Here is a 13,993-nt window from a genome sequence, read left to right on the forward strand (position 1 = left end):
GCTTCGGGACCGATGGTTGTTGCCGTGTCCTTCAGCATCGCCGGGCCATGTTCGGCGTACCAGTCAAGCATATTGGCGCATTTGGCGACCTCGGCCCGTGCCTGGGTGACAGGCTTGCCCATTTCGGCGGTGATGACAGCCGCCAGCTTCGCAGTATCCCGGCGCAGCAGTTCAGCCAGCTTGTGGAAAACCTCGGCGCGTTGGGCCGGAGTCGTGTCCCGCCAGATAGCGTAGCCCTCTGCGGCTGAGCCGACGGCCTCTGCAACGGCCTGCTCATCCAGGTACGGGTATGTCGCGACTTCCTCGCCCGTGGCCGGGTTCGTCGATTTCGCGACAGCAACTTCGATGGTGCCCATTAGTGTGTTCCTTCAAGTTCGTGTGATGGGGCTAACAACGACTCTATGAGGCTTGGACTGTTTGATAAATAAGAAGTTTCAGAAGCGTCACTTCTCTGAAAGAGAACGTTGGCCTGGCGTAGGTATCTCTTCTGCCGCCAGCGCCACTCCCTGTCTGGGGTTGAAAAGGGTAGGCGAAGCTGTCATCCTTCTGCACATGAGATGCTTCGGTGAGCATCACTTCACGTAAGGAGAAAGAGTCGATGGAGATCTCGCAGCTGGAAATCTTTCTTGCGGTAGCGGAAACCGGCAGTATTACTAAAGCTGCCAACAAGCTGCTTCGGGCCCCCTCCAACGTCTCGACGCGCATCCAGCAACTGGAGCGCGAACTGGGTGTCAAGCTTCTTGTCCGGGACAAGCGGCAAAGCTCCCTCTCTGCTGATGGAGAGATCTTTCGGGATCATGCCCAAAAGATCATCGACCTGTGCAACGACGCCAAGGCCTTCGGTGCGCAGGGCGAACCCCGAGGCAAGTTCCGCCTCGGCGCCCTCGAAAGCACCGCGGCGGTCCGGATACCGCCGATACTTGCCAGCTTCCATCTCCGTTACCCGGCGGTTGACGTTGAACTCGAGGCAGGGTCATCGGGGGTGCTGTTCGACCATTTGCTAAACGGGCAGCTCACGGCAGCATTCTCCGATGGAAAACCAGCCGCGCCTGCCCTCACCGGCATCAGAGCATTCACGGAGGATCTCGTGATCCTGACGCCGCAGACCGTGACGGAGGTCAACGGCGACTTCAAGGCATCCCACCCGACGGTGTTTATGTTCGGCACCATCTGCTCATACCGCCAACGCTTTGAGGACTGGCTCGACTCTCAAGGCATCATCCCTGGACGAATCGTCGAGATTTCCTCGTACTACAGCATGCTCGCCTGTGTCGCCGCCGGCGGCGGTATCTGTATGATGCCCAAATCCCTCCTCGAGACGCTGCCCGGAGCAAGCCGGGTTCAGGTTCATGAGATAGAAGGCAGTCTCGGCACGGCGGAAACCTGGCTGATGTGGCGGCGGGACTGCAGGTCGGCGAACCTCAAGGCCTTCATCACTGAACTCAAGGAACACCTCAACACAGCCGAGCAGGACGTCTTTGCGGCCGCCTAACAGACCCTGGCAACTTCGGCTTCGCCGCCGTATTGGGCGCAGCGGGGTCGTTGAGTGTCCTTGAATGGAACACCGGGCTCCCGTCCGCCTACCCAGCGGCATTGGGATCAGGAAGAATGTCGAGCTTGATGCCCTCCCGGTGATCAAAAGCCCGCCGCTGTCCCCAGCTATCTATTACCCACACTACGGAGGAGTCTTCCGTTTTGGTGTCAACCATGGCTGGGTAGCTGGCGTTGCTGGGTTCGCTGATGGCAACCTTGGTGCCTTCGGCCAGTTCAGACCAGTCCTGCACAATGTGATCCTCAGATGCCATGCTGAACTCCGGTTATTACGTCTTCGGCTGGATGTACAAAGCCTTCCCACCAGGCACTGGGTACAGAACTTTCGGGTGCCGGGGGTCTCTCAAGGAGCTTCATGCGGCTGATCCTCCGAGGTGTAGGTGGAGATATGGCGAGAGACGAGCCTGGGAATGATGTGGCCGGCCCCTAGCTCCAGGAAATGCGGGCTCTCCCGGTGTCTGTCGAAGTCCTCCGCCTCGTGATACGACTCAAGAATTACGATCTGCGTCGGGTCCTGCACGCCGCGGTAAAATTCGTAGCTGACATTGCCAGGCTCCCGGCGGGTGGCTTCGGCCATATCCGCGAGCAAATCGAGGACTTCCTTGCTTTGGCCCTCTTTGGTGCCATACGTGGCGATAACGTGGAACAATCGCGCTCTCCTTCGAGTCTCGCTCGGACCGAGTCAATGACTCCTCGGGTCCAATACCGTTCAGCGTATGGGGGTCGCCCGCTTCTTTGTAGACACAGTTCCGCAAGAGTCAGTTCTCGCAGAGAGATGGTTTCACCCCTTGCTGACTAGCCCTCTGGATCGGTTTGCTTCGAACATGTTCGTAGCGCCTGACGCCGACTGGCCGCAGTCGCAATTTCCCCGTTCCCCCGGGGTTGGGCGAGCAGTGTAGTCCTGCTCGGGCTTGCGTCCCACCAGCGGTGGCGTGGGAAAACGGCGGGGATTCTATGGCAGGTGGACGCGAGCTAACCGGGCGGAAGAAACCGGTTGGATCAACGCGGACTGCAGATTGGGCTAGAAGGATTCAGGGGCCCCATCCTGTAGCAGGAGCCCGGTTAATTTTGACCGTAGAACCTCTACAGGAGCCTTAGCTTTGGGAACAGCTTTCCGCCGATCCTGGCGCTGAAGGTGGTGCAGTACCCCTGTATGCGCTGTCGCCTGGCTGCGGGCGAAAGTGGTACCGGAAGCCCAAGGTTTCCGGTACCACCTAGGGGTCAGGGCATGATGTCCCCGGAGTTGGGCCCGAGGGTCTGGCCGACGTATAGGTTCCCGCCGGGGTCGCTGGCCAGTAAGACAGCCGTGGGTGCGACTTCTTCGGGATTGCCAAATCGGCCCAGAGGAAGCTCTGCGGCTTTTTGGCTTTTCCAGGTCTCACTCATCCGATCGGTCATCGGCGTGTTGATGGGACCAGGCGCGATGGCGTTGACCAGCACTCCGAGCGGTGAAACCTCGAGCGCGAGGGACTTGGTTAAGGCGATAACGCCCGCCTTGGATGCGCAGTAGTGGGCCAGTCCCGGGGCGCCCTTGATCGCCAGCTGAGAGGCGATGTTGATGACCCGGCCGTGTTGCCGGCGGACCATTCGGGGGACCACTTCCTTACAGACCAGGAACGTCCCGGTGAGGTTGATGCTCAGGACCCGGTTCCATTCGTCCAGGTCGAGGTCATCCCAGTAACGTTCGCTGGAGACACCGGCGGCGTTGACCAGGATGTCGATATCGCCGTGCAGGCGCTCGGCGTTATTCACCGCCTGGAGGATGGAGGCGGGGTCGGTGACGTCGATTGCCGTTGTTGCTTCGGCGGCGTCCAGGACCTCTGCGCGGTCCGCTATGGTGACCCGCGCCCCTTCTTTGCGGAAGGCAGCGGCGATCGCATGGCCGATGCCCCCTGCTCCGCCAACGACCAGGGCCGTCCTGCCTTCGAGTATGCCGCTCACTTTGGCAACATGGCGGTCATGCCCCCATCGACGAGCAGCGAGGTGCCGGTTATAAAGGAGGCCTCCTCTGAGGTAAGAAAGGCGATGGCATTTGCGATGTCCTCCGCGCGGCCCGCGCGTTGCAGCGGAAGATGCGCGGCTTGAGCCTGGATGCCCTGGGGTCCAAGGGAGTTGGTTTGATCCCGTGCCTGTGGGGTGTCGATCGTTCCAGGCACGATGCAGTTGACCCGAATCCCACGCGGCCCGAGCTCCACCGCAAGGCTCTTGACGAGGCCGATAATGCCGGCCTTGGCAGTGGCGTAGTGCGCGCGTTCCCCCCATCCGTAAACACCTCCGGCGATGGACGAGACTGCCAGCATCGAACTGCCTGAAGATTCCATGCGTGCTGCGGCGGACCGGAACGTGCGCAGGACACCGGTGAGGTCGACGTCCAGAAGGTCGTTCCAGACATCGTCGTGCAGGAACTCCAGTGGCACCCGGCGCAGGATGCCGGCGTTCGCCACCGCAATATCAAGGCGTCCCCATTCCTCCAGAGCCCGTTCGGCGAACGCGTCGACCTGCTTGGTGTCCCTGACATCGACTTCGTGCACGACTCCGTGACCGCCGGCCTTCGTTACTGCGTGCAGTGTCGCTTCCGGGTCGTGGGGGTCGGCGGGGTGGTAGCCGATAACGATGTTCATGCCTGTGGATGCGTACTTCAGGGCAAGAGCGCTGCCGATACCACTGGCCGCTCCGGTGATGACCGCGACCCGCGACGGGCTCACTGTGCGACCGCCGGGTCGACACGGTGCCCGAAGTCTGCGAGCTGCGGCATTGATTTGCAGCCGAACATCAGGAGGCCGGAGAGGAATACGCCGCCGACACCGACGACCATGGCTGTGGTGGTCCAGTCCAGACCGGACGCAAGCATGGCGGTGATGATCGCCCCGCCGACGATGGTGCCTGGCTGGCCCATGGCGTTCAGGAATGAGGTACCGGTGGCTCGGCAATCAGTGGTGTAGCACTCGCCCATGTAGAACATGAGCGCGGCGAACGGGCCGGCCATGAAGAACTGGCCGAAGGCGTAGAGCACCATCACGGTGGGGGTGTCCGCTGCCCAGAGCAGCATCAGGGTGTAGGAAACTGCAGCGAGGAGGAAGCCCAGTCCTACCATCGGGCGGCGGCCGAAGCGCTGGCCGAGCGCACCGAAGAGGAGATAACCAAAGAAGCCACCGAGGTTGGCGGCCATGAAGACCAGCAACGACACGGAGAATGGCAGTCCCTTGCCGTCGGTGAGCAGCGTGGTGCCCAGCACGGTGAAGGTGATAACGCCGAAGAAGTTGAAGAACCACACTAGCGACAGGAAGACCGTGTTCCGCCGGAATTTGGCGTTGAAAATTGCCTTGATGGGTGCGCCGTGATCGTGGTCCAGGCCGTATTTGGCCAGCAGCTCATCAGCCTCGCGAACATTCCCCGACTTCTTCAGCTTGTGCGCCTCGCTGAAAATTGAGTACTGGGGCGTCTCTTTGAGACTGCGGCGAAGGAGGACGATAATGAGGGCCGGGAGGGCCGCCAGGACGAAGACACCGCGCCAGCCTACGAGGGGCAGGAGCAGCGAGGTGAAGCCGGCAGCGGCGAAGACGCCCAGCGGCCAGCCGCTCTGGACGACGCTGTAGACCATGCCGCGGTGCTTCTTGATTTTTTCATCTTCGGTGGCGGCGTAGATCTCGTTCAGGTAGGTGGCGTTGATGGACTGTTCGGCGATCCCGAGGCCGGCGATGGAACGTACTGCCACCAAGTAGGCGGGGTTCATTGTCATCGCCGTCAGCGCGGAAGCAACCGCGGTACCGCCAACGGTGGCCAACATCCCGCGCCGACGTCCAATCCGGTCCACAAGGGGCCCGATGCCAAGGACAACAATTGCCGTGCCGACCGAGATGGCAGTCGCGATTCCTGTTGCTTCGGCCTCCGACCACCCGAACTCCGTGCGGATTTCCGGCAGCAGGGTCCCGAACATGATGTAGTCGTAGACCGCGAGGATCCACGCAAGGAAAGCCATTACGGTGCCGCGACGGGTTTCGCGGCGGGACACTCGGATCGAGAACTTCTTTGGCTCGGCTTGCACCGGTGCCCTATTTGTATCGCTCACTGCTTCTCCTACAACTGGGACGGGCGGCCTTCGGATGGCCGTGCGCGGGAGGGGTGGCGCGTCCGCCGGGACGCGTCTTCTTGGAGGTTTTTCCGCTGTGTAGTGTGGACCACTACGCAAACGATTGCTCAACGATTGCATTAACAATGTGATCTGGTCAACACTCAGGGACAAAATTTCCGGTTTTTACATGGTTTTAACACGGAGGGGAATGTTCCGCCCTCCCAGCAAACGTTCGCGGCGCCATCTATGGGCTGCGAAACACAAGCCCGGTGGAAGTACGTGGGCGCCTGATCCCGGGCGCGTGGTCAGTGGAGCGCGCGCAGAGTGGAAAAGCAGGCAGGGCCGGCATTCCCTGGCTGGGCAGTTGGCCGGGGGCCTCGGACAACAATGATCACGAGAGGGGGCCGCCCAGTGCCGGGTATGACCCAGATGCGCGGGGAGCGGCCCCAAGGGCCCAGGAACGTCGTTGTAGCGCGTTTTGGGTCGTCGCACAGGGCGTTCTATACGTGCAGGGGCCTCGTCCACGGGCCGCTCGGTTTGATCTCCGGAGCGATCCTGGGTGCCTGCACGCCTTGCCAACTATAGGACTGCAAGGCAGAGCGTCTGCGCGGGAAGGGCCTGTCCACAGGTGCGCATTCGCGCCTGGGGGAAAGGCTGATTCAATCCGGGGCGGGCGACGGCCGGACGAGGTCCTACGAGATAGGCCCGCGCAAGGGGAAATTGTTCCAGCGGGGCCCCACCCACGCTGGCAGCACCAGGACGAGGGCCTCCAAACGGAGGTCCTCGTCCTGGCGCTGGGTGTTTTAGAGTTTGAGTTCCCAGTCCTTCACGGTTGCGATGGGCCCGAAGACGGACTTGTCGACGTCGCCCTCGAGCTGTTCGCGGGCGAAGACCTTCTTGGGCCAGTCGCGGTTGGCCAGCGCGGGCTTTCCGATGGCTACTACATCGGCTGTTCCCGATTCGATGAGTTGGGTGGCATCGGAGGGGTCATCGAGGTTGCCGTTGGCGATGATCGCAACCTGTCCGAATTTCTTGGCAAGGTAGGCAAGTGATTCATCCGAGCCGTCGAAGGCAGGGGCGTGAGCACGGTATTCGGTTGTGTGGATGAAGTCGATGCCTGTCTTCCCCAGTGCGGTGAAGATCGCCTCCGCGTCGTCGATGCCACCTTCCCACTTGTGGTGGTTGTCGCTGACTTTTCCTTGTGAGATGCGGATTCCCAGTGCCAAGCCGGGACCAACTGCTGCTCGGACTGCGTGGCATACCTCGACGGCGAACCGGACCCGGTTTTCGGCCGACCCGCCATATTCGTCAGTCCTCAAGTTCATGTATGAGGTAAGGAAGGCATCAATCAGGTAGCCGTTGGCGCCATGGATTTCGATTCCGTCAAAACCGGCTTCCTTGGCGCGGAGTGCAGCCTGCGCAAATCCCTCAATAGCCTCGGAGATCTGCTTCGGCGTCATCTCTGTCGGTACGGGGTACGGCCCGCTCCCCCGGTACATCTCAAGCTGCAGGCCCTTGGCCCGGACAGCTGAGGGGGCAATCGGAACCTCTTCAAAACGGTTTCCCTGGTACTGCGAACCCGCGTGCATCAGCTGTGCAAATATTTTTGCTCCGGCCGTGTGGGCCCTGTCGGTTACCTTGCGCCAGGCTGCAGTGTGCTCCGGCAGTGCCAGGCCCGGCTGGTAAAGATTTCCCTGGCTGAAGGTCGTGTCGGTGTACACGCCCTCAGTGATGAGCAGCCCGAAGCCGCCTTGAGCAAAACGTTCGTAGTAGGCCGCCATGGTGTCAGTCGCTTCCCCGGTGTAGGTGGCGCTGACGCGGGTCATTGGGGCCAGAGCCACCCTGTTCTCAAGGTGCACGCCGCCCAGTTCGATTGAATCAAAAAGATGGGAATGTTCATGCTGTTCGCTGGTCACGCCGGTGCCTCCTGGGGCTGTTCGTGGTCGCGTCGACGCGATGCGTCGCGCGAAATTACGCATACGATTGCGCAATTCTATCTCGCCGCAGGCAAGAGGGTCAATGAAGACCAGGCCAATAGCGGCGGGCAGTCCTACCCGCGGCATTCTCGCTTTGTGCAATGGATTGCTCTCTGGCGTGGGACGACTGGGCCTCGTTGATAGGCGTGGGGGTTAGTTGACCGAACCGCTGGGCACGTAGGTGCGGAAGGAACGGTCGAGGACCTCCGGGTCGATACCGGCTGTTATGAAAACCATGCTGGTGGAAGCGGCGTAGGGCTGGTTCACGGCAGGGACTGTGGTGGGCAGGGGTATGGTCGGGCCGACTGACTGAAGGACAATCGGTCCTGCCGGAGTCATGATGGTGCCTTTACTGCGCAGCACCTGGTCTGCGTTCGTGTGAATCAGGGCATCTAACCAGAGCGCGAATTGCTCCCAGCACACGCTGGAGGAGACGGCAAGGACGATGGCTGTCGGCTCCACGTCCCCATGCGCCCAGGAGCCAAGGTCCGGTGCGGCGATATCCCCGGCTGACTGGGGAAGGGTGCAGCTTCTCCCCATGCTGGATCCGCTCACGGCAGCCGCGGGGTTCAGCTGCGCGACAAGCCTGCATAATTTGGCCACATGCGCCGTGTCTGCAATGTCAGCTTTCGAAATCACCACCTGGTCAGCGCACAGGAGCTGGGTCCGGGCCAGCGGGTGGTGGCGTAGTTGGGCCAGTGCGTTCTGGCCATCCGCGATAACAACCAGATTTTCAACGCGGATGTTTTGCTTCAGCACGGGGTGGGATTCGATGGCTGCCAATATCGGCTGGGGGTTGGCCAGGCCCGATGTTTCGATAAAGAGCTTTTGCTGCGAAGGCACGTTGCGGCGGTGCGATTCCTCAACCACCGATAGAAGAAGCCGAACTAACTCATCGAGCTTGTCGCAACAGACACAACCCGAGTTGATGGCTTGAACTTTCGTGCCGTCCGGGACCGCGGCGGCGATCAGTCCATCGTCCACGCCCTGGTCCGCGAAGTCGTTCACGATGACGGTTATGGATGCCGGGTCTGTCGAATCCGCAAGTTCTGCAAGCGAACAGCGTAGCCATGTGGTCTTACCCGCTCCGAGGAAGCCTCCGACGATGGTTGCCGAAATCATCCACAGGTCTCCGTCCGGTTGTTTCCGGAGACTCCGCCCATCCCGGCAAGTGGATTGATGCGCGGGCTGCCCAGGGCCTGCGCAGCCGGGGAGATTTCACCGAACTGACGAATCATGATGGTCCGGCCCGTAGGGGCCTGCATCATCAAGGACCTCGAAGCCGGCTGAGCTTGAATCTTCACGCCAGTGGCCTTAAACAACGATCCGGCCGCGTCGGCCAAACGCTGCAGGGCCTGCGCGCGTCCGCGACTGGAGTTTTCAACGCCCGCTTCGTACCAGTTCGCGCTTGGTGGAGGTGTCCCGCAGCCCCCGCACATCAGGCGCCCCCTGTCGCCGGCACCATGTCTTCGAGCTCGCTGATGCCAGCGGGAACTGTAGAAGCTCGCGCCATAAGTTCGGGTTTTAGGAGTTTGGGTTCGACTGTCCTGCCCTCCAGCAGGTCGATGAGCATTGAAGCTCCTTCACGCCCCATCTCGAGCATTTGGGACCGCACCGACGTTAAAGAAACAGGGAGATAGGCCGATAGAGGGACATCGTTGTATCCGACAACTGCAATGTCCTTGCCCGGGGTCCGTCCATGTTCACGAATGGCACCCATCGTTCCAATGGCTGCGAAGTCATTGGCTGCGAAAATCGCAGTGATCCCAGGATTTGCGGTCAGCAGTTCGTCGGCCGCTGCGTGGCCGCCCGGTGCGTCGGCTATACCGTTCACAATGCGCCCGTCCGGAAGGTGAATCCCTGACTCCAGATACTTCCGGACGAACCCGTGCGTGCGTTCCACGGCCGTGCTGGCGTACGTGGGACCTGCAACGATTCCTACATCATGGTGGCCCAATGAGAGCAAATGTTCCGCGGCGAGGGAACCGCCGGCAATATCGTCCGTCGTTACGGAAGGGCTGCCCCGAAGCCGGCGGTTTACCAGCACGTAGGGCAGACCCCGGCGCTTAAGCTTCTCGACCAGTTCATCGCCGTCCATACGGGCATCACCCAGGATTACGCCCTCCACCCGGCGTGCCAGGAGTTCCTCGAGTTTGCCGCCCCTCAAGTCCAGATCATCATGCGTGTTCGAAACGAACGTGCTGTACGCCGATTCGTGCGCTCTGGCATCGACACCGGCATAGATTGTTGAGAGAACCATGTCTGTCAGGTCCGGCACAAGCACACCCAGCAGCCCACTGCGTCCAGTGCGGAGCTCCGCAGCGGCGGGGTGCGGCAAATATCCCAATTCTTCCGCGAGCATCCGAATGCGCTCGATAGTGGCGGATCCGACTCCACGGGAGTCCGGACTGAGGGCGCGGGAGACAGTCGATACGTGCACACCGGCACGACGGGCTATCTCGGCCAGAGTTACAGGCGTTGAACCCACAGAAACCCCATCTCTCCGTCGCGTTGTTGCACTGGTTTCGAGGATACCCCGGAAGGGCTGTCCATTTCCAGCAAGAACGCAATGGATTGCACGACGCTCCTTTTTCAGTTGCGCGTAGATCCTCAGAAGCCGGGCCTAAACCTACCCCTTACTCCTTGGCGTGCTTGCAAAACTGGCTTACATCTGAACTCTTGACGGCTTCCGTAGGGTGCATATAGAGTCAGCGCAATCGAATAGCGTGATTTGGGCAGCTCTTCGTTGACTGAAGCAAAAATTAGCCAGCACTTCCCCTGAGGACAAACGATTTCCAAAAGAAGGCTGAAGGAGCGCAGGAAAGCGTCCTTTACCCGCCTACGTACCACCGGGCCGAAAATTCAGCGGCGGAACTACCGGAACAGCAGACGGCCGGTACCGGTCAAGAGGAGACCACCCGTGACATCAAATCTTCCAAGGGTCGCCGTGATTACCCTCGGCGGCACTATTGCTTCAGCCCCTGACAGAGTCGGCGGGGGCGTTACTCCGCGGTTGACCGGAGAAGACCTCCTTGCAGCAATACCGGCGCTCAGCAGCTTGGGAGCTGTAGTTCCAACCTCTTTTCGCCAGTTTCCCTCCGGGGACCTCCAGATCGAGGACATCATCGAGCTGGCAGCCCTCATTGAAAAGCGGTTTGCGGACGGCCTCGATGGAGTCGTGGTCACACAGGGAACAGACACCCTGGAGGAGACTGCGTTCCTGTTGGACCTGATGCTCACAACAGATCGACCCGTTATTCTCACCGGAGCGATGCGCCATGCGGGACTGGCCGGCGCGGACGGCCCTGCGAATATCCTCGCGGCCGTCCGCGTTGCCGTGTCCCCGGAAGCTTCCGGCCTCGGTCCGCTGGTTGTTGTCAATGACGAGGTACACCTCGCCCGGTATGTCCGCAAAATGCATACATCCAGCACAGCGGCGTTCCAATCCCCCGGACTCGGACCCATAGGCTGGATCAGCGAGGACCGGGTCAGGATTCCTCTCGTACCCCGTCATCGGACTGACGCTGTCGTTCCTCCCGTTGAAGGCCTTGGCCGCCTTCCAGAGGTCGCGCTGTTGAAGCTTGGCCTCGGCTCCGACCAAGCCCTCGTCGACGCGGCGGCTGAACGGTATGACGGATTGGTCATCGAAGGATTCGGCGGCGGCCACGTGCCCCACGCAATCGTAGAAAGCCTGCAACATGCTTCGTCACGGATCCCCGTCATCTTCGCCTCTCGGATAGGAACGGGGGAGTTATACCGCAACACCTATGAGGCTCCCGGATCCGAGACCCACCTGCTGGACATCGGAATCATCAGCGCCGGCAACCTCGACGGAAACAAGGCCCGGCTGCTGCTGATCCTCCTCCTTTCATCAGGGAGATCCCGCGAGGAAATCCAGCACCGCTTCTACCAGGCCGTCGCCTGATGCAGACCGGCGACTGCAACAACACCACCCAGCCCGTCCTCACCGCAGCAGAAGTCTAGAAAGGGAAAACGTAAATGCCTAAAGAAATCAAAGTGACCTTTGGCGCCGACATCGACGCCGTCGCCGGCTGGCTCGGATCGTATGGAGGAGCCGATTCACCCTCGGACATCCAGCGCGGCATGTGGGCCGGGGAAGTCGGCGTTCCCCGACTTCTGAACATGTTCAAGAAATACGACATCACCATGTCGTGGTTCATACCGGGCCACTCTGCCCAGACCTTCCCGCACATGGTCGAGCGCATTGTGGAAGCCGGCCACGAAGTGGGCGGCCACGGCTACTCACACGAGAACGCCATCCAGATGAGCGAACAGCAGGAACGCGACGTCCTCTTCAACGCCACCGAGATCCTGGAGAAGATGACGGGAACCCGGCCGACCGGCTACCTTGCCCCTTGGTGGGAAATGTCAGAGCGGACGACATCCCTGCTCCTGGAAGCCGGCTACGAGTATGACAAGTCCCAGGGCCTCCATGACTTCCTGCCCTTCTACGCCCGCGTGGGCGACACCTGGACTCCCATCGATTACTCGCAGCCCGCGCAGTCATGGATGACTCCGCTCAAGCGTGGCAAGGAAATCGACCTCGTTGAATTGGGCGCCAACTGGTACATGGACGACCTGCCCCCGATGATGTTCATCAAGGGCTCCCCCAACAGCCACGGCTTCGTCAACCCCCGTGACGTCGAGGACTGGTGGCGCGACCAGTTCGACTTCGTCTACCGGCAGTACGACTACGCCGTCTTCCCCTTCACCATCCACCCCGACGTAGCCGGCCGTCCCCAGGTGGTCCTCATGATGGAACGCCTCATCGAATACATGGCCGGACACAGCGGCGTCACTTTCGAAACCAACCTGGCGATCGCCCGCGACTTCCGCCAGCGCTTCCCCTTCAGCGAAAACCCACAGTACCCCTTCGACCGCGACCTCGGTTAGGACCTCGATATGACCGAACTTCACGACGGCGCCGCCCTGTTCGTAGGCTTGGGCAACATGGGTGCTCCGATGGCCAGGCGCTACGCCCCCGGACGGGAACTCTTCGTCTTTGACATGGACCCCGGTGCCCGCGCCGCAATCTCCGAAGAAACCGGTGCTTTGGCCCTGCCAAATCTGGCTTCGACCCCCAAACACGTGACGACCGTCATCCTCATGCTGCCCAACAGCCGCATCGTCGAGTCCGTGGTCCGCGGGGAGTCGGGGCTCCTAGCCCGGTTGCGACCCGGCTCGATCATCATCGACATGGGATCATCGGAACCGGCCAGCACCGCCGCACTCGCTGAAGAAGCTGACGCAGCGGGAATCGCCTACGTCGACGCCCCGGTCTCAGGCGGCGTCGCGCGGGCCATCACCGGTGAACTGGCTATCATGGCAGGCGGAACAACGGAGGCCTTCGAGGCCGCCTTGCCGCACCTGCAGCCCATGGGCACCAACATCGTGCACGTGGGAAAGGCAGGGACCGGCCATGCCGCCAAAGCGCTGAACAACCTGCTTTCGGCAACCAACCTGTCCGCTGCCGCAGAAATCCTTTGCGCCGCCGCTTCAGTAGGCATCGAACCCGAAATTATGGTTAAAGTCATCAACGGTTCCACAGGACGCAGCCAGGCAACTGAGGTCAAATACCCCGCCCATATCCTCACGGGGAAATTCGACTCGGGGTTCGCCATGGACCTCATGCTCAAGGACCTCCGCATCGCCCGGAGCATCTTCTCCGACCATTCGATCGAAGCCCCCGTTGTACTGGCGGCTGAATCCACGGCTCAGACCGCGCGCGGTCACCTCGAGACGAAAAACCCGGACCACACCGAACTCGTGAGGCATTACGAGCGAGTCAACGGGATGCTGCTCCGGGCAACCGAAGCCTCGGCCACAGCCCCGGAACCCATCAGACAGCACTGAAAGGCACCATCTTCATGACTACCGAAATCGCCGAAGCACAGGACTACATCGACGACATGGCCCGCAAGCGCGGGTACGTCCTCGACTACCACAAGGTCATGGCCAAACATGACTTCCCCGTGTTGAAGGCCGCGAACCACGTCGTATCCGCCGCCTACCTCGACCAGCGCACCCTGGACCGCAAGACCAAAGAACTGATCTTCATCGTCAGCCTCACCGTGATGCGCGCCTCCAAGGGACATATCCAAAGCCACATCCGCGTCGCCCTGGATCTGGGGCTGACCCCGACCGAGATCCTCGAAGCCATTGAAATCTCGCTGCCTGAAGCCGGCATCGTTGCCTTCCAGACCGGCTTCGAAGCATGGCGTGAAGTTGTCGGGGTGGACGGCATCGAACCTACCGTTCAGGTGCATGAGGGTGGCAGCGGCGCCTCCTAAGCGGCCGTTCAGTCCTAAAACTTAGTGGTTGTCCCGGCCCGTTCCGGTCGGGACAACCGCCCCGGCGTTCAACCGTTTCATCC

At 61.1% G+C, this 13,993-nt stretch carries 14 protein-coding genes; 5 read left to right on the forward strand and 9 right to left on the reverse strand.

Features of this window, described 5'->3' with window-relative positions; translation table 11 throughout:
- Positions 1-356: aldehyde dehydrogenase family protein (locus tag AB4Y79_RS21195; protein ID WP_441864216.1), on the reverse strand; the 356-nt coding region annotated here is incomplete at its 3' end.
- Positions 357-598: 242 nt separating this feature from the next.
- Between AB4Y79_RS21195 and AB4Y79_RS21200 the strand changes: the two genes are divergently transcribed.
- Positions 599-1,492 (forward strand): LysR family transcriptional regulator, encoded by an 894-nt coding sequence (locus AB4Y79_RS21200; RefSeq protein ID WP_441866101.1) that lies wholly within the window; start codon positions 599-601, stop codon positions 1,490-1,492.
- A gap of 88 nt (positions 1,493-1,580) precedes the next feature.
- On the opposite strand, the gene AB4Y79_RS21205 is transcribed toward AB4Y79_RS21200, so the two are convergent.
- The 8 genes from AB4Y79_RS21205 to AB4Y79_RS21240 form a co-directional block, all read right to left on the reverse strand.
- Entirely contained in the window at positions 1,581-1,805 is a 225-nt protein-coding gene (locus tag AB4Y79_RS21205; protein ID WP_441866103.1) for a hypothetical protein, read from the reverse strand.
- A gap of 89 nt (positions 1,806-1,894) precedes the next feature.
- Positions 1,895-2,200 carry a putative quinol monooxygenase gene (locus tag AB4Y79_RS21210; RefSeq protein ID WP_441866105.1) on the reverse strand — a complete coding sequence of 102 codons (306 nt, stop codon included), beginning with the start codon at positions 2,198-2,200 and terminating at the stop codon, positions 1,895-1,897.
- Positions 2,201-2,772: 572 nt separating this feature from the next.
- Positions 2,773-3,492 carry an SDR family NAD(P)-dependent oxidoreductase gene (locus AB4Y79_RS21215; protein ID WP_441866107.1) on the reverse strand — a complete coding sequence of 240 codons (720 nt, stop codon included), beginning with the start codon at positions 3,490-3,492 and terminating at the stop codon, positions 2,773-2,775.
- Positions 3,489-4,256 carry an SDR family NAD(P)-dependent oxidoreductase gene (locus tag AB4Y79_RS21220; protein WP_441866109.1) on the reverse strand — a complete coding sequence of 256 codons (768 nt, stop codon included), beginning with the start codon at positions 4,254-4,256 and terminating at the stop codon, positions 3,489-3,491. Before AB4Y79_RS21220 ends, AB4Y79_RS21215 begins: the two co-directional genes overlap by 4 nt.
- Entirely contained in the window at positions 4,253-5,620 is a 1,368-nt protein-coding gene (locus tag AB4Y79_RS21225) for an MFS transporter (RefSeq protein ID WP_441866111.1), read from the reverse strand. The genes AB4Y79_RS21220 and AB4Y79_RS21225 overlap by 4 nt, the downstream gene beginning before the upstream one ends.
- A gap of 806 nt (positions 5,621-6,426) precedes the next feature.
- Positions 6,427-7,539 carry an oxidoreductase gene (locus tag AB4Y79_RS21230; RefSeq protein ID WP_441866113.1) on the reverse strand — a complete coding sequence of 371 codons (1,113 nt, stop codon included), beginning with the start codon at positions 7,537-7,539 and terminating at the stop codon, positions 6,427-6,429.
- A 213-nt stretch (positions 7,540-7,752) separates the two neighbouring features.
- Positions 7,753-8,721 carry a CobW family GTP-binding protein gene (locus AB4Y79_RS21235; RefSeq protein WP_441866115.1) on the reverse strand — a complete coding sequence of 323 codons (969 nt, stop codon included), beginning with the start codon at positions 8,719-8,721 and terminating at the stop codon, positions 7,753-7,755.
- Positions 8,722-9,037: 316 nt separating this feature from the next.
- Positions 9,038-10,087 carry a LacI family DNA-binding transcriptional regulator gene (locus AB4Y79_RS21240; RefSeq protein WP_441866117.1) on the reverse strand — a complete coding sequence of 350 codons (1,050 nt, stop codon included), beginning with the start codon at positions 10,085-10,087 and terminating at the stop codon, positions 9,038-9,040.
- A 432-nt stretch (positions 10,088-10,519) separates the two neighbouring features.
- Between AB4Y79_RS21240 and AB4Y79_RS21245 the strand changes: the two genes are divergently transcribed.
- From AB4Y79_RS21245 to AB4Y79_RS21260, 4 genes are all read left to right on the forward strand, one after another.
- Positions 10,520-11,524, forward strand: coding sequence for an asparaginase (locus AB4Y79_RS21245; protein ID WP_441866119.1), 1,005 nt, complete (start codon positions 10,520-10,522; stop codon positions 11,522-11,524).
- A gap of 74 nt (positions 11,525-11,598) precedes the next feature.
- Positions 11,599-12,513: a polysaccharide deacetylase family protein gene (locus tag AB4Y79_RS21250; RefSeq protein WP_441866121.1), complete on the forward strand. Its 915-nt coding sequence runs from the start codon at positions 11,599-11,601 to the stop codon at positions 12,511-12,513.
- Positions 12,514-12,522: 9 nt separating this feature from the next.
- A complete protein-coding gene (locus AB4Y79_RS21255) occupies positions 12,523-13,473 on the forward strand; it encodes an NAD(P)-dependent oxidoreductase (RefSeq protein ID WP_441866123.1) in 951 nt (316 codons plus the stop codon).
- A 14-nt stretch (positions 13,474-13,487) separates the two neighbouring features.
- The gene (locus AB4Y79_RS21260; protein ID WP_441866125.1) at positions 13,488-13,910 is read left to right on the forward strand and encodes a carboxymuconolactone decarboxylase family protein; all 423 of its coding nucleotides are present in this window, start codon (positions 13,488-13,490) and stop codon (positions 13,908-13,910) included.
- Positions 13,911-13,993: the final 83 nt, after the last annotated feature.

Origin of the sequence: Pseudarthrobacter sp. YAF2 (genome assembly GCF_052113345.1) — a bacterium.
Lineage (GTDB): Bacteria > Actinomycetota > Actinomycetes > Actinomycetales > Micrococcaceae > Arthrobacter.

Coding starts and splice junctions, on each gene's coding strand:
- AB4Y79_RS21200 (WP_441866101.1), top strand. CDS start 599: ATGGAGATCTCGCAGCTGGAAATCTTTCTTGCGGTAGCGGAAACCGGC.
- AB4Y79_RS21205 (WP_441866103.1), bottom strand. CDS start 1,805: ATGGCATCTGAGGATCACATTGTGCAGGACTGGTCTGAACTGGCCGAA.
- AB4Y79_RS21235 (WP_441866115.1), bottom strand. CDS start 8,721: ATGATTTCGGCAACCATCGTCGGAGGCTTCCTCGGAGCGGGTAAGACC.
- AB4Y79_RS21250 (WP_441866121.1), top strand. CDS start 11,599: ATGCCTAAAGAAATCAAAGTGACCTTTGGCGCCGACATCGACGCCGTC.
- AB4Y79_RS21255 (WP_441866123.1), top strand. CDS start 12,523: ATGACCGAACTTCACGACGGCGCCGCCCTGTTCGTAGGCTTGGGCAAC.
- AB4Y79_RS21260 (WP_441866125.1), top strand. CDS start 13,488: ATGACTACCGAAATCGCCGAAGCACAGGACTACATCGACGACATGGCC.